Origin of the sequence: Winogradskyella wichelsiae (genome assembly GCF_013403925.1) — a bacterium.
GTDB lineage: Bacteria > Bacteroidota > Bacteroidia > Flavobacteriales > Flavobacteriaceae > Winogradskyella > Winogradskyella wichelsiae.
In genome coordinates, this window is record NZ_JABFDJ010000007.1 from 32,049 (window position 1) to 47,224 (window position 15,176).

A 15,176-nucleotide genomic window follows, 5' to 3' on the forward strand; every position below is an offset into this window, starting at 1 on the left:
TGTTTTTAAATCTAGCTTTTAGGACGTTGATAGTCTAATCGCGTTTTTAACTTTGGTATGCTGTAACCGTCTAAACCGTTTATAGTGGCTATTTTAGCTTTGGCTAAGTTAATAAAACCATCGTTTTCTATCAGATTATCAGCAACATATATTTTTTTAATGGCACCAATAATCAAAATTGTATTATTTGCTTTAATAGGATACTCTTCAACATATTCCATGGCTAATTGCAGTGGTGCACCTTTAACAAAAGGGGCAAAAAAATCACCTTTATATTCTTCTTCTAAATTGGTAACATCAAATTCTGAAATTTCACCATCATATTTAGCAGAAGTATGGTGTGCGTCTTCTAAAATAGCTTCAAAAATTGGGTTGATTGTATAACAACCTGTTGTTTTTAAGTTATGATACGTATTGCGCGTCACTGTTGTTGGTCTCATAAAGAAGCCTAACAACGCAGGATCTGACCCCACATGGGTTACGGAACTAAATACAGCAACATTGGAAATTTCATCTTCACTTTTAGTTCCAATTAGATTGGCAGACTTGTATCCAGAACAACTGTTTATAAGGTTTATTTTATATAAATGTTCTAGTTTGTCAATGTCTTCTTTAGAAAATTCTGCCACTTATAGATTTTTGAAGTTATTTATTTTTACGTTTTCAGCTTTAAGATCAAACATTAAATTATAAAGTCCGAAAAAGGTTCTATTGATATAAATAAAGTGGGTAGAACCTCTATTTCCATTCATATTTTTAAGCTCAGTACTTTTTGAATAGCGTTGTCCCATTTCTGAAATCTGATTAAAGAAATCCGAACTTGAAAAATCAAATTCTTCAACATGAAATGGTTTAGTAAATAAACTTAATAACTCATGAAACATCGCGGTAAAGAAGGTGATTTCTTCTTCAGAATCATCTTTTCGTAATATTTCAAGTTCATAAAGTTTTTCTGTAAACAATTTAGGATTCTGAATACATTCTGGTTCCGCTAATTCAAAATAAGGAATATAGAAGTCTTCCGGAATGGTTTTCATACAACCAAAATCTAAAGCAATTAAGTCTGCGCTATCTGAAATTAAAAAATTACCAGGATGCGGATCTGCATGTACTTTTCTTAGATTGTGAATTTGAAACATGTAAAAATCCCATAAAGCTTGTCCTAATTTGTTAGACTTTTCTTGGTCTGTATTATGTGCTACAAATTCTGAAAGATGTTCCCCTTTCATATAATCCATAGTTATAATGCGCTCAGACGAAAATTCTTCGTAATACTCAGGAAATTTTAAATTCGGAATGTGTTTACAAGCCTCAGAAATTTCTTTACTCTGGGCAATTTCTAAGATGTAATTAGTTTCTTCTGTAAGTTTATTTTCAACTTCTTTAAAGTACTTATCAGAATCTTTTCCTTTAATATTAAACATTTTAATAGCAATAGGTTTTACTAAAGCCAAATCAGAAGCAATACTTTCTGCAACTCCAGGGTATTGAATTTTCACAGCAAGTTTTTTCCCATCCTTTTCTGCCATATGGACTTGTCCGATGCTGGCAGCGTTTACTGAAGTTGCGTTAAAAGTATCAAATATATCTTCGGGATGTTTTCCGAAATATTTTTTAAATGTTTTTATAACTAATGGTGGTGACAATGGTGGCACAGAAAATTGAGATAAAGAAAATTTTTCTACATAGGCCTGTGGCAATATGCTTTTCTCCATGCTTAGCATCTGTGCAACTTTAAGTGCACTTCCTTTTAATGTTTTAAGACTATCATAGATGTCTTCTGCATTATTTTTATTGAGGCGATTTTTAGCATCTTCTTCAGAATTTACTATTTTATCGCCATAATATTTCAAGTAATTAACTCCAACTTTTGCTCCTGTAGAAACAAGTTTAGAGGCTCTTGATATTTTTGAAATCGGAATACTGTCTAATGTTTTCATCCTAATTAGTTTTTGTGGATTTTTTCTTTGTATAAAAATTTACCAAAATCAATTAGGCTTTTGATAGGTGTTGTATCTATTAAATCGAAACTAGCGGTTACCGATTTTTCTATAAAAATGTCTGTTTTTTCAAAAGAAGTAGAGGTGTCGTCTAACCAGAATTTCATGGTAATTAATAATTGAAACCAGGCAGATTCTTTAAGTGTTTTGTCCTTAATTTTCTCTAATTTTTCTTGTTTAAGATCTAACGTCTTAATATCTAAAGACGCAATGTATTTGTTAAAGCTATGTCTTAAATGTGTAAGTTGTTTTAAAGACTTTAACGGCTGTTTTTCTTTATTTAAAGCGTAAACCACATAACTTCTGTTAGCGGTTAAAACTTCGAAAAAAGTAAAATAAAAACTTAGTAATTTATTGCGGGCATCGAAAGATTGATACTCTTCGCTTTTTTCTAAAACATGTATTGCATTGCTAAAGAAAATTTCGAATATAGATTGCTCTAAAGCTTCAAACGAACTAAAGAATTCGTAGAATGTCTGCTCTTCAAAATTATTGTCTTTAGCAAATGCGTATACTGTTTTTGGATTATGATTGTGAGTTAACACATAATCCATATAAAATGATATTAAATCCGCTTGCTTAATGTTCTTCTTTTTTGCCATTGTACTTTATTTACAATGTAAAGATAAATAATGTTTAACTATTTTTGATTAAAGTTAAACAAAGTTTAACATATTGAAAAAGAACATTTTTAAACTAAGCCTTTTTAGGTAAATAATACTTTTTACGTAACCAAAAGGAAACACGAACTAAAAGTATAAGTGCTGGTACTTCTACTAATGGACCAACCACGCCAGTAAAGGCCTGACCAGAGTTTAAACCAAATACTGCAATGGCAACAGCAATAGCTAATTCAAAGTTATTACCCGCTGCTGTAAATGCAATTGCTGCATTTTTGTCATAAGTTGCTCCCATAGCTTTACTGACAAAAAAGCCAATAAGAAACATTAAAGAGAAATAAATAAGCATTGGTACGGCAATAATTAAAACATCCATTGGGATTTCTACAATCATTTCACCTTTAAGAGAGAACATTACAACAATTGTAAATAGTAAGGCAATTAATGTCATTGGTGAAATTGTCGGAATAAATTTCTTAGTATACCATTCTTCACCTTTAAGTTTTACTAAAATAACACGAGAAAGAATTCCTAATAAAAATGGAATACCTAAATAAATAGCCACGCTCTCAGCAATTGTTCCTATCGAAATATCAACTATAGCACCTTCAAAACCAAAATAGGGTGGAAGTACGGTAATAAATAGGTAGGCATAAAAACTATAAGCAAATACCTGAAAAATACTGTTTAGAGCGACTAAACCAGCACCGTATTCGCTACTGCCTTCAGCTAAATCATTCCAAACTAAAACCATGGCAATACAACGGGCTAAACCAATTAAGATTAAACCTACCATATATTCAGGATAATCTTGTAAAAAGATAATCGCTAAAAAGAACATTAAAACGGGACCAACAATCCAGTTTAAAACTAAAGAAATGGATAAGACTTTTACGTCTTTAAAAACCTTTGGTAACAAAGCGTAATTCACTTTTGCTAAAGGCGGATACATCATTAAAATAAGTCCTATGGCAATAGGGATATTTGTAGATCCACTGCTGTAAGATTCAATATACGCAGGGAATTCGGGAATAAAATTGCCGATACCAACACCAACTAACATGGCGATAAATATCCATAACGTAAGGTAACTATCTAAAAAGCTTAATTTTTTTTTAATTGCACTCATAATAATTATTATTTAATATTAGAAAAGACATATTTCATTTCAGTAGCAATTTGAAGACTACGTTCATTATATTTCTCTAATTGTTGTGGTGTATTATCAAAGGCTTTTGGGTCTTCATACGTAATAGGAATACGTTTTTCAGCACCAGAAATAAACGGGCAACCTTTATCTGCACTAGAACAGGTCATAATAGCACCAAACTCTGAAGTTGGGTTAAATTCTGAAGTAATCGTTTTTGAAAAACATATCACCGGATGTGAATTTTCTGCATATTTAATACTGTAAACAGGATTGTTTCCTGTTGAAAGTGTATGCACTTCAAAACCTGTGTTTTCTAAAGTTTTAGCAGCAACAGGAAATAAAGCTGTAGCCTCTGTACCTGCAGAATAACAGAATACATTATTGATTTCGTAATATTTAGCAGCAACTTGTGCCCATACTTGAGACAAATGACTTCTGCGTGAATTGTGCGTGCAAATAAAATCTAAATTAACTGACTTTTTTGCTGCTACTTTACTTTGAATAAAGTCTACAAGTGGTTGCAAAATAGTTTTACGTTCAGCTGAAATAGAATCCATATCTAAGGCTTCTATTTGATTCTTTATATTTTGGTATAGCATGATATTTTCTAAAATTTAAGAATTAACAACATCCAGAGCCTGGTTCACAAGACGGAGCATCATTTTGTAAATCTGAAAATTTAAGTTTTGGTTTTTGCTCAGGAATACCACATTTATCTTTTGCTAAACAATCTGTAAGCTTGCTAGTTAATAAAAAGTTTGTACCGTCAAAATCTAAACCGTATTTTCCAATAGTATCACTTTGGTATTCTACTTCGATTTCTAAGTCTTCAATGTTTAAGACCTTCTCAGAAAGCTCAATAATGCTTAATAATTTTTCAGGATGTAAGCGGTGATCATAATCATCTGCTTCCCATAATTGAAAGTTAGCGACGTTTTCAGACCTTACAGTTCCACCACAATCAATAAAGTTTTTGGTTATTTTACCGACTTCAGTAACATGAAAATGATTTGGAACTAAAGTTCCGTTTGGTAATTGAAACGCGATAGTTTCTAACGATCTTAATTTTGATTTAATTGCTGAAAGTTTCATATTTATATTTACTTTTTTAATTATTATTTAGCAACAATTGCCATTATCGTTTAAATCTTGATCCAGAAAAACATGTAATATGCTTTTCATTTTAGTCCAATTTTCTTTATTTATACAATAACAAACACTTGTGCCTTCAATATTTCCTTTAATAAGGCCTGTTTTTTTTAATTCCTTTAAATGTTGAGAAATTGTGGGTTGTGCTAGACCAATTTCATTAACAAGATCTCCGCAGATACAAGAATCTGTTTTAAATAAATATTGAAGAATTGCAATTCTTGCTGGATGACCAAAGACTTTAGCAATGCTAGAAATTTCATTTTGATCTGGTGAAAAAATTTCGGATTTAGTAACTCCCATAATTTTAATATATTATTATATTGCAATATTACGATTAATGAGTGAGATTACAATTATTAATGATTAAAAACTTGTATTAAATAATTGTTAATTGATTTTAAGGAATCCTTAACATATACATTTTTATGAAGTTGTAATTTTACGATTCATAAAACAACTATAACACAATTAAAAATGAAGAAATTAGTACTTTTTACATTTGCTTTAACTTTGATGTTTTCAGTAAATGCACAAATTGAAACTCCACAACCGAGTCCTTTTACTAAAATAGAGCAGAAGGTAGGTTTAACAGACGTTACGTTAGAATATTCGCGTCCAAGCATGAATGGAAGAACCATTTTTGGCGATTTAGTACCTTACGGTAAAGTTTGGAGAGTTGGAGCAAATAAGAATACAACGATTACATTTAGTGATGCTGTAGTTGTTGGAGGTCAAGAATTAAAAGCAGGTGCTTACGCCATTTTTATTACACCTTCTAAAACATCTTGGGATGTTGTTTTTTACAGCGATACTAATAATTGGGGAATACCAAAAACGATTGAGGCGTCTAAAATTGCAGCAAAAGTGACTATAGAGACTATGGAGTTGCCGATGAATGTTGAGACTTTTACGATTACTTTTGATAATTTAACTAGCGGTTCGGCTGAATTAGGTTTTATTTGGGAAAGCACAATGGCCAACTTAAAGTTTGAAGTACCAACAGACAAAACAGTTACCGCGGCTATTGATAAAGTAATGGCAGGACCATCTGCTGGTGATTATTATGCAGCTGCTGTCTATAATTTAGGTGAAGGAAAAGATTTGGAAAAAGCAAAAGAATGGATGGATAAAGCAATGTCTATGACTAAAGATCCTAAATTTTATCAATTAAGAAAACAATCTTTATTATATGCTGCTTTAGGGGATAAAAAGAATGCTATTGCTGCAGCAAAAAAATCTTTAGCTAAATCGGAAGCTGCAGGAAATGCGGATTACGTAAAAATGAATAAAGATTCTTTAAAAGAATGGGGAGCTAAGTAATTATTTTTAGATTTCAGAATATATAATAGAAGCGCAACTTATTAAGTTGCGCTTTTTGTATTTAATAATCTAAACCAATTAGCTGTCGAATAGTATCTAAAGTGCTAATTAGCTGTTTACTTTTATCAAAAGTCATAATGTCACTTTCAGTCTTACCAGTTCTAATAAGTTGATTAAAATGCTCTATTTCACAGCTGTACCCAATTGTTTTACAATCAAAAGTTTTTGTTACCGAATTCCCTTCTTTGTCTGTTAATACAACAGTTGAAGGTTGATGAAAACGACCATTAATTTTAATCGTTCCGCGTTCACAGTGAAATAAAGCTTCGGTATTTGTTTGCGCTAATAATGTACTTTTTAAATTCGCTTTTGCATCTGAATAATTGAATACAACCTCACATTCTGAATCTGCTCCTGAATCGAAAAATTGTGCTTCTGCTTCAATAGAATCAGGTTTTCCTAAAGTTGATAAAGCCGCAAAAACAGGATAAATGCCGATATCTAATAAACTGCCGCCTCCTACAGATTTATCGAAAACTCTTGAGGTTTCGTTATATGTAGGATGAAAACCAAAATCAGCTTCAAGCGTAGTAAGATTTCCAAAATGTTTACTTTTAATTAACTCTAAAACATATTGATAATGTGGAAGAAAAAGTGTCCACATGGCTTCCATTAATAAAGTCTTTTTTTGTTTTGAAAGCTGAATCATGGCTTCAACTTCTTCTAAATTTATTGCGAATGGCTTTTCGCATAACACAGGTTTTTGCTGATTTAAGCACAATATGGTATGCTCCTTATGAAAACTGTGTGGTGTGGCAATATAAATAGCATCAATATTAGGATCTAAAACTAAATCCTCATAACTACCATAAGCAATATTTGCGTTAAAATTTTCTTTAAAAGCTTCAGCCTTTTCTATATTTCGTGAAGCAATGGCATAAAAATTACAATTAGAAACTGTATTTAAGTCCATAGCAAATTTAGTTGCAATTTTACCTGCACCTATTATACCCCAATTAATGATTTTAGATTTCAATAGTCGTTTTTTTAGGTGTCATGATTTGTAATAGGTTAGCGATAAAAATAACAACAACACAACCAAATAAATTGAGCCACAGATAAGGCATCCAATCAAAATACCAACCAATAACAACGATAGCTTGAGTTATTAATGCACCAACAAATACAGCATTTCCTTTAATGTATTTAAAGAAGAAAGCCAGTAAAAAGATACCTAAAACATTACCATAGAATATAGAACCTATAATATTTACAAGCTGAATTAAGTTTTCAGCCAAATCAGCAAAACATGCAATAATAATGGCTACGATTCCCCAACCTAAAGTAAACCACTTGGTCATTTTTACCATATGGTCATCGTCCTTTTCTTCTTTTGTATTTCTACCATACAAATCAATAGAGGTAATGGTTGCTAAAGCATTAATTTCTGAGGCCGTAGAAGACATCGCTGCCGATAAAATAACAGCTAATAACAAACCAATTAATCCCGTAGGCAATTGATTTAATATAAAGCGAATAAACATATAATCTCTATCATTGGTCTGCGTATCCTTTGCAGCATCTTTATAAAGCGAAGTTAGAGCTGCTGATTTTGCTAGGTAAACTTCACTTTCAGGATTCTTTTCTAAAGCTTTAACTTCAGAATTAAGAGAATTATATGCCGAAGTATATTCTGGGTCTATTGCTTTTTTTATTAAAAACTTAGACTCTAAACGGTATGTTTTTTCAATACTATCTAACTGAAATAAGTCTTTTTTAATACTTGAATCTTTTGTCTTGGATAGGGCTAAACTTAATTCCTGTTTTTTATTAAATAAAATGGTTTGTTTATCTTGAAGTGCTCTGTAGTCATCACCGTATTGGGAAGCCAAAACGGTTTCTGTAGATTTGTCTATAAAGTTTAAAGGTGAAGGACTAAATTGATAAAAGACAAATACCATAACACCAACTAATAAGATAAAAAACTGCATTGGCACCTTAAACAAGCCGTTAAAAAGTAAACCCATTTGCATTTCTTTCATTGATTTACCCGAAAGATAGCGCTGTACTTGACTTTGGTCAGTTCCGAAATAAGAAAGCATTAAAAATGTACCACCAATTAAACCTGTCCAAACGGTATATCTATTCTCTAAATCGAATGAAAAATCTAAGATTTCCATTTTACCAGAAGCGCCAGCAATATCAATAGCATCTTTAAATGAAACTTCTTCAGGAATTAAATTTACAATGATAAATAAGGCCGCAATCATACCACCAAAAATGACAAACATTTGCTGTTTTTGAGTGACAGTAACGGCTTTAGTTCCACCAGAAACGGTATAAATAATTACTAACACACCAATAATAATATTAAGCGTTACAATATTCCATCCTAAAACAACAGAAAGAATAATTGCAGGTGCAAAAATGGTAATTCCAGCAGCTAATCCACGTTGAATTAAAAATAGAATCGCTGTAAGACTTCGAGTTTTTAAATCGAAACGATTTTCTAAAAACTCGTAAGCAGTGTAAACTTTAAGACGATGATAAAGCGGGATAAAAACCAAACAAATAATTACCATGGCAATAGGCAGTCCAAAATAAAATTGTACAAATCCCATTCCATCAGAAAACGCCTGCCCTGTTGTAGATAGAAATGTAATTGCACTCGCTTGGGTTGCCATCACGGATAAACCGATAGTCCACCATTGTGAGGTATTACCACCTTTTATATAATCTTGAGCATTTTTTCGTCCTCTTGTTTTCCATGTTCCATAACCAACAATAGTAGCAAGTGTCGCTATTAAAACCGTCCAATCAATCCAATCTAAAGTCTGTGTCATAAATTAAGAGAATGAAGCTGTTATAAAGTAGAATATTATAATATAAAGTACATTAGCTAATAGTACAGCTGTGTACATATGGCTCCATTTTTGTTTAGGCTCAGGTCGGCTTTGGTTATCCATTCAGTTCTGTTTAAGCGGTTTTAGTTTTGTTTTATTTTTTAAGACTGATAGTGTCTTCTTTTTCAGCAGAAAGTAAGTTAGCAAAAAGGCGGTAAGCACCAGAAACTCCTGCAGGAAATTCTCTAAAGAAACTTAAACCTGTATAGATATAGTTTCCTTTGCCATATTTTGCGACTAATAGTGATCCTTTTTTAGATTTTTCACCTTTATCATGTGCAGCGAGTAGGGGGGTAAATTCTTTAGACCATTCATTTGGAAAATATAAACCACGTTCTTGTACCCAACCTTCAAAATCTTGAGATGTTATTTTGTTTGGATAATTAAGAATAGGATGATTTGGTTCTAAAATTTTAACTTCTGCGTTTTCGTCAGTAACACGATCTCTAGATAATTTTAAATTATAAGGTGCTAAATTATCAATTTTAATACCTCTGCTTGTATTGTATTGCACCACTAAATTTCCACCTTCTTTAACATATTCTAATAAGAATTTTTGTTTGAATTTTAAATCTTCAACAATATTATACGCTCTAATACCAACAACAATAGCATCAAAATTAGCAAGGTTTTCTGGTGATATTTGTTCGGGCTTAATAATGGTAACGTTGTAACCGATTTGTCTTAAACTTTCTGGTACAACATCTCCTGCACCTTCAATATAACCAATATTATTACCGCGTTTTTCAATATTTAGTCTTACCACTTTACTTTCGCTAGGTATTAATACCGTTTGAAAAGGTATATGTGCATAATCGATCTCTATTAATTCATCGGTATAAAATTGCCCATCAATATTAACCATTGGTGAGATTAAACCTTCACTCTGATTTTTAGGTGGAATAACGGTGAAAACAACTTTTTGGATATCTCCTTTGTTTGCAATTTCAATCTTTTGCTTTTCAGGAAAAATACTCCAGCCTTTAGGGTAAGCCATTTGTACGTAACCACTAAGATTATTTTTACCAGCTTTTACAGTAACTTCAATTTCTTTTTGTTGATCATTTTCAAAAATAAATACCTTATCACTAATACTTGCAGATACGATTGGTATGATTTCGAACGGTCGGTATAATTCGCCCTTATCTGGTTTAGAATAGCGATAAACAACAGGCTTTTTAAAACTGATAGGTGTACCTTCAATTAATAAGTTGAAATCTACAAAAATAGCTCTTGGTGTTTCTGGTAAACCTATTAATTTTTGATCTTCAACGTGGTACATTCCTAATGAAGCCTCTTTGTTTAACCAATAAGGCGTTGTATAATCACTATTTTGAGGAATAGTGATACGTTCTTCAAAATTTAATTTTTGATTATTTTTTAGAGTTATTTTTTTAGAAGTCCCGTTTTGTAATGTTGATAAATGATAAGATAGCAATTCGATTTTTGAAGTACTTCGGTTTATAACTTCCATGTCTAAAGTTACCTCAGAGTTTGGTGCTGCATTTGGACTTATAGCTGAAACTTCTAAATATAAACCTGCACAAGCTTCTATGATTTCTTTTAATTCTTTAGATTTAACCGTTTTCCAATGTTCGTCTTTTAAATTTTGAACCAGCTTGTAAGCTTCTAATAACTGTGGTAAATGTGATGCTGGATTTTTAAAATTGAAATTAGTTTCAACAGATTTTAATAACGTTTCAATGGCTTGTCCGCCTTCAACACGATTCCATGATGTATCGATACCTTCAAAAATATTTTCACTTCCGTTTAAGTCATCTCCTTTTAAAAATTCTATATATTCTTCTTGTGTACCGCGCTGTGTTAAACGACCAAAACCTTGGCAAAGGTGTTGACTGCTCGCTAAAGCTGCGACCTCATTGTTAGACATGCCTTTGCTAGGGTAATAAACCCCAACATCAAAATTAAGCATGTTACTTTTATCTAGTTTATCAAATTTTTCTTGACTTCCATAACGCCACCAAGAGGTGTTGTAAAACAAACGCTTTGGTTGCCAAATTTCTGTATCCGTTAACTGTGATTTGTATTTAGAAGGATCATTAGCCAAATCAAAAGCTTCTACGCTTAACATGGCAGAAGTAGTATGATGACCATGTGTTGTACCTGGTGTTCTGTGATCGAAACGATTGATAATAACATCGGGTTTAAACTCTCTAATAGCCCAAACAACATCTGCTAAAACTTCATCTTTATTCCAAATTTCTAAGGTTTCATCGGGATGTTTTGAATACCCAAAATCATTAGCTCTAGTAAAGCGTTGTTCGCCTCCATCAACACGTCTAGCGGCTAATAATTCTTGAGTTCTTATTACTCCTAAAAGTTCTCTAATTTCTGGACCAATAAGATTTTGACCTCCATCTCCTCGTGTTAATGATAAATACGCTGTACGTGCCTTAACTTCATTAGACATGTAAGAAATAAGACGTGTATTCTCATCATCGGGATGTGCGGCAATATAAAGTACAGAGCCTAAAACATTCAGTTTTTGAACGGCTTCGTAAATTTCTGAGGACTTAAGTTTTTTGGGTTGTTGCGCTTGTAAGGATACAATTGTACTTATAAAAAGCAGTAGACAGAGTCTAATTTGGAACATGAGGCTATTAGTTAGTTGGATTCCAAATATAGCCAAGTTTGATACTTTTAGACTTTGTTTTAGATTTTTTTAACGTTGCGTTAATTTTAAGAAATCCTTATATTCTAAGTATTCAATAAGTATTTTACCTATAACCACTTCTTTCTTTTAAAGTAAATTAGCAGTGCAATAAAGATCACTAACATGACTGCTAAAAGTACAAAATAACCATTGCGATATTGTAGCTCAGGAATGTACTCAAAATTCATTCCGTAGATACCCGCAAGAAAAGTTAAAGGGATGAAAATAGATGACATAATAGTCAGCACTTTCATGACTTCATTCATCTTATTACTAATGGTGGTCATATACATATCCATTAAACTCCAGATCATTTCACGATAGATGTCAATGTTTTCTGAGACTTGAATAAGGTGGTCATAAATATCTCTATAGTAGGTAATTGTCTTTGGGTAAATTAATGTGTGCTCGCCTTTTTCTACACGATTTATAATTTCACGAAGTGGAAAAATAGCACGACGCACTTTTAAGATTTCTCGTTTTAATTGTTGTACTTCAATATTTATGTTTTCCCTAGAATTCCCTGCAAATAAATCAGTTTCTAAATCTTCTATTTTATTACCTAAAGTCTCAATAATACTAAAGTAATTATCTACAACGGCATCTATTAAAGCATAGAGTAAATAGTCAGATTTTAAGCTTCTAATTCTTCCATTTCCAAGACGTAAACGATCTCTTACATTATCAAATACATCACCTTCAGATTCTTGAAAAGACAAGACGCAATTTTCACCTAATACAAAACTGACTTGTTCAATAACAATGTTTTCATCAGTATCATAATAAAGCATTTTAAGGACAATGAATAGATAATCATCGTATTCATCAATTTTAGGGCGTTGAGTTGTGTTTACAATATCTTCTAAAACAAGTGGATGTAATTCGTATTGTTTACCGATGTTCTCAATTTCAGTAATAGCATTTAAACCATCAATATTAATCCAGGTTACTGAATCATTATTTTTAAAGGACTTGGCTTCTTCAATATTGGTTAATACACGTTCGTTTAATGTGTCTTTTGTATAGTCGAAAGATTCTATTTGAAGTAGTTTATCTGTTTTTACACCGGTATAAACTAAAGTTCCAGGGGCTTTTCCAGTATGCTTTTTATGGTTTTGTGTACGTTTTTTAACAGTCTTTTTCCTCATCTTTATAAAATACTAGAATCGTCTAGAGCATCCTTTTGCAATAAAGTTACGGCTTTTTGAAGAATTAGGTTGTTAGGGTAAGTTACTAAGTTACCATTATCATCTCTAAGAATAAGTTGAAAAGCTCTAATGTCTTCAATAATAGCTTCTACAGGATAATCTTTATCGTGAATTTTTATTTTATCACCGACCTTATATGGAAACGAAAAAAACATAATAACGCCTGAAGTAATATTACTTAATATAGACCAAATAGCAAAAAGAGCAATACCAATGACAGCAAAAACTGAAGAAAAAACAAGAGTAACATCTCTAGTTTGCGCACCAAGAATAAAAGCCTCAATTAATATTGCTATCAGAACGAGTGTTACCGTTGCATAACGACCTATTAAACCAGCGCGGGCTTCAGTAGTACCACTTTTCCTTCCGATTCTTTTTACAGTAATTACAATGATGGCTCTAATTATAAAAAGTACAATTAATAAAATTGTTGTAGAAATTATTTCATCTTGATAATTCGACAAAATTGTAGTCATAAAAAAGAAGCTTTGTATTTAATATGATTTGTATTATTTTAGTTTTAAGTCATCTCTTAAATTTGAGTCAGACGTACTTTTCTTGTTCCAGTAATCAGATTTTATAGTTTCTAATTTTGTTGCTTTGGTTGTTAAAGTCTTAACTGAGTCGCCACGACCTGAAGTTGTCGTTTCTTCCCATCCTAAAATTTCAAATGGAAAATTAGGACTGAAATTAATTTTTAGAGTTCTGCTTAAATTGTCATAAGATAATGTATAACTATCGTCCTTTAGAGTAGCAAGTGCCTTATGAGGCTTAAAGTCTACGTTATTTAATCTGATGAATTCCATTGCCGGAATAATATCTATCTGTCCTACAGGAAGATTTTTAGGATTGATTCTTAGCTTAGCCCATAATTCATTTTCTGTAAGTGCTTTTTCAATTTCAAATGATTTGTCAGCTTGGTTCTGAAAATAAGAATGCGTTAATATTTCAAAATTATCGCGGTTATTTAATTGCGTATACGTTTGACCGCACCATTCTTGAACAGAAGTCGTGATTTTTATCGCATGTTGGTTGTCTGCTACAGGGTAAAAAGTACTCTGCATTATAGAATAAGGGTAAATACCGGTAATAAAATTTTTGGTTGCATTTACTTTTAAAACAGGAGTGTTTTCTTTACTATAATTATCCGCTTTAACTTGAATGTCGGGTAAAAAATCTTCAGTTACAAATACTAAAACGGCTTCTCCTTCTCGGATTTCTCCATAGCGCGCTTGCTCTAATTTGAAAGATGTTATTTCTGCTTCTCCATTGTACCAATATTCTTTAAAATCTTTAGATAATTTGGTTTTTGGTGCTAGAGGTTTTGTTTTAATTTTTTCTGCTGAAACCACAGGAGCTTCAGTTGTATTTGAAGTGCTGGTATTCGATTTGTATTCGTTGCAAGCAGTAAAAGTTGTCATTATTCCTATTAGCAGAACGACAAGTGTTTTGGAGTGTAAAATCTTTATCATAATAAGCGGTTATTTTAGAATCAGATATTCATGAAGTTAGTGTTCTGAATAGTGAAATGTAATCCTATGATAAAGATAGTATTCTAAATACCTTTAGCAATGGTATTTAACGTTTTGTATAGTAAATGAGTGGGTAAGCCAACCACATTATTATAAGAGCCTTCAATACTTGTAATTCCAATGGCTCCAATCCACTCTTGTATGCCATAAGCACCAGCCTTATCTAAAGGTTTGTAAGTCTTAACATAGTACCAAATTTCTTCATCAGTTAAAGCTTTAAATGTCACTTTTGTAGTGGTATTAACAATTTGCTGAGTTGTCTTTAAAGTGAAACAAATAGAAGTGACAACTTGATGCGTTTTATTGCTTAAGGATTTAATCATATTAAAAGCATCAGTTTCATCTTTAGGTTTGCCAAGTGCTTTATTATCTAACCAAACAATGGTATCGCTTGTAATAAGAATGTCTTTATTTTGAATGTTTTCGAGGAAAGGTTCAGCTTTTAGTTTCGCTAAATAATCAGTTATCTCTTCACATTTTAAATGCTTAGGGAAAATTTCTTTAATAGGTTTAAGTTGTATTTCAAAATCGAGATTCATTTCTTTTAAAAATGCATGACGACGTGGCGAACCAGAAGCCAGAATAATATTGAAATCTTTAAGTTTATCGTTTAACAT

At 31.8% G+C, this 15,176-nt stretch carries 15 protein-coding genes; 1 reads left to right on the forward strand and 14 read right to left on the reverse strand.

Annotated features, from left to right (window positions below; all coding sequences use genetic code 11):
- Nucleotides 1–11: 11 nt before the first annotated feature.
- From HM985_RS13965 to HM985_RS13995, 7 genes are all read right to left on the reverse strand, one after another.
- Complete coding sequence (locus HM985_RS13965) at nucleotides 12–629, reverse strand: flavin reductase family protein (RefSeq protein ID WP_179376849.1); 618 nt, start codon at nucleotides 627–629, stop codon at nucleotides 12–14.
- Nucleotides 630–1,940, reverse strand: a complete 1,311-nt coding sequence (locus HM985_RS13970) for an ABC1 kinase family protein (RefSeq protein WP_179376850.1) — start codon at nucleotides 1,938–1,940, stop codon at nucleotides 630–632.
- A gap of 5 nt (nucleotides 1,941–1,945) precedes the next feature.
- Nucleotides 1,946–2,602: a TetR family transcriptional regulator C-terminal domain-containing protein gene (locus HM985_RS13975; RefSeq protein WP_179376851.1), complete on the reverse strand. Its 657-nt coding sequence runs from the start codon at nucleotides 2,600–2,602 to the stop codon at nucleotides 1,946–1,948.
- A 94-nt stretch (nucleotides 2,603–2,696) separates the two neighbouring features.
- Nucleotides 2,697–3,749, reverse strand: coding sequence for an ACR3 family arsenite efflux transporter (arsB, locus tag HM985_RS13980; protein ID WP_173588866.1), 1,053 nt, complete (start codon nucleotides 3,747–3,749; stop codon nucleotides 2,697–2,699).
- A gap of 8 nt (nucleotides 3,750–3,757) precedes the next feature.
- Nucleotides 3,758–4,369, reverse strand: coding sequence for an arsenate-mycothiol transferase ArsC (locus HM985_RS13985; RefSeq protein ID WP_179376852.1), 612 nt, complete (start codon nucleotides 4,367–4,369; stop codon nucleotides 3,758–3,760).
- Between the two features lie 22 nt (nucleotides 4,370–4,391).
- The gene (locus HM985_RS13990) at nucleotides 4,392–4,862 is read right to left on the reverse strand and encodes a DUF6428 family protein (protein ID WP_179376853.1); all 471 of its coding nucleotides are present in this window, start codon (nucleotides 4,860–4,862) and stop codon (nucleotides 4,392–4,394) included.
- Nucleotides 4,863–4,889: 27 nt separating this feature from the next.
- Nucleotides 4,890–5,222, reverse strand: a complete 333-nt coding sequence (locus HM985_RS13995; protein WP_173588863.1) for an ArsR/SmtB family transcription factor — start codon at nucleotides 5,220–5,222, stop codon at nucleotides 4,890–4,892.
- Between the two features lie 174 nt (nucleotides 5,223–5,396).
- On the opposite strand from HM985_RS13995, the gene HM985_RS14000 reads away from it, so the two are divergent.
- On the forward strand, nucleotides 5,397–6,242 hold the full coding sequence (locus tag HM985_RS14000; protein WP_179376854.1) for a DUF2911 domain-containing protein: 846 nt from the start codon (nucleotides 5,397–5,399) through the stop codon (nucleotides 6,240–6,242).
- Between the two features lie 61 nt (nucleotides 6,243–6,303).
- Here the strand turns inward: HM985_RS14000 and HM985_RS14005 are convergent, their stop codons facing one another.
- The 7 genes from HM985_RS14005 to HM985_RS14035 form a co-directional block, all read right to left on the reverse strand.
- Nucleotides 6,304–7,278, reverse strand: a complete 975-nt coding sequence (locus tag HM985_RS14005; RefSeq protein ID WP_179376855.1) for a Gfo/Idh/MocA family protein — start codon at nucleotides 7,276–7,278, stop codon at nucleotides 6,304–6,306.
- Nucleotides 7,268–9,085 (reverse strand): sodium:solute symporter, encoded by a 1,818-nt coding sequence (locus HM985_RS14010; protein ID WP_179376856.1) that lies wholly within the window; start codon nucleotides 9,083–9,085, stop codon nucleotides 7,268–7,270. The genes HM985_RS14005 and HM985_RS14010 overlap by 11 nt, the downstream gene beginning before the upstream one ends.
- A 154-nt stretch (nucleotides 9,086–9,239) precedes the next feature.
- Entirely contained in the window at nucleotides 9,240–11,759 is a 2,520-nt protein-coding gene (locus HM985_RS14015) for a PIG-L family deacetylase (RefSeq protein WP_179376857.1), read from the reverse strand.
- A 128-nt stretch (nucleotides 11,760–11,887) separates the two neighbouring features.
- Nucleotides 11,888–12,967: a magnesium/cobalt transporter CorA gene (corA, locus tag HM985_RS14020; protein WP_179376858.1), complete on the reverse strand. Its 1,080-nt coding sequence runs from the start codon at nucleotides 12,965–12,967 to the stop codon at nucleotides 11,888–11,890.
- Between the two features lie 2 nt (nucleotides 12,968–12,969).
- Complete coding sequence (locus HM985_RS14025) at nucleotides 12,970–13,503, reverse strand: mechanosensitive ion channel domain-containing protein (protein ID WP_179376859.1); 534 nt, start codon at nucleotides 13,501–13,503, stop codon at nucleotides 12,970–12,972.
- Nucleotides 13,504–13,536: 33 nt separating this feature from the next.
- The gene (locus HM985_RS14030) at nucleotides 13,537–14,499 is read right to left on the reverse strand and encodes a septum formation inhibitor Maf (protein ID WP_218843428.1); all 963 of its coding nucleotides are present in this window, start codon (nucleotides 14,497–14,499) and stop codon (nucleotides 13,537–13,539) included.
- Between the two features lie 83 nt (nucleotides 14,500–14,582).
- Entirely contained in the window at nucleotides 14,583–15,176 is a 594-nt protein-coding gene (locus HM985_RS14035; protein WP_179376860.1) for a Maf-like protein, read from the reverse strand.

Bases quoted from the DNA above. Each gene is read 5' to 3' on its own strand.
- HM985_RS14015 (WP_179376857.1), bottom strand. From the start codon at position 11,759: ATGTTCCAAATTAGACTCTGTCTACTGCTTTTTATAAGTACAATTGTA.
- arsB (WP_173588866.1), bottom strand. From the start codon at position 3,749: ATGAGTGCAATTAAAAAAAAATTAAGCTTTTTAGATAGTTACCTTACG.
- HM985_RS13975 (WP_179376851.1), bottom strand. From the start codon at position 2,602: ATGGCAAAAAAGAAGAACATTAAGCAAGCGGATTTAATATCATTTTAT.
- HM985_RS14000 (WP_179376854.1), top strand. From the start codon at position 5,397: ATGAAGAAATTAGTACTTTTTACATTTGCTTTAACTTTGATGTTTTCA.
- HM985_RS13985 (WP_179376852.1), bottom strand. From the start codon at position 4,369: ATGCTATACCAAAATATAAAGAATCAAATAGAAGCCTTAGATATGGAT.
- corA (WP_179376858.1), bottom strand. From the start codon at position 12,967: ATGAGGAAAAAGACTGTTAAAAAACGTACACAAAACCATAAAAAGCAT.
- HM985_RS14035 (WP_179376860.1), bottom strand. From the start codon at position 15,176: ATGTTAAACGATAAACTTAAAGATTTCAATATTATTCTGGCTTCTGGT.
- HM985_RS13990 (WP_179376853.1), bottom strand. From the start codon at position 4,862: ATGAAACTTTCAGCAATTAAATCAAAATTAAGATCGTTAGAAACTATC.
- HM985_RS13995 (WP_173588863.1), bottom strand. From the start codon at position 5,222: ATGGGAGTTACTAAATCCGAAATTTTTTCACCAGATCAAAATGAAATT.
- HM985_RS14030 (WP_218843428.1), bottom strand. From the start codon at position 14,499: ATGATAAAGATTTTACACTCCAAAACACTTGTCGTTCTGCTAATAGGA.
- HM985_RS13970 (WP_179376850.1), bottom strand. From the start codon at position 1,940: ATGAAAACATTAGACAGTATTCCGATTTCAAAAATATCAAGAGCCTCT.
- HM985_RS14010 (WP_179376856.1), bottom strand. From the start codon at position 9,085: ATGACACAGACTTTAGATTGGATTGATTGGACGGTTTTAATAGCGACA.
- HM985_RS14025 (WP_179376859.1), bottom strand. From the start codon at position 13,503: ATGACTACAATTTTGTCGAATTATCAAGATGAAATAATTTCTACAACA.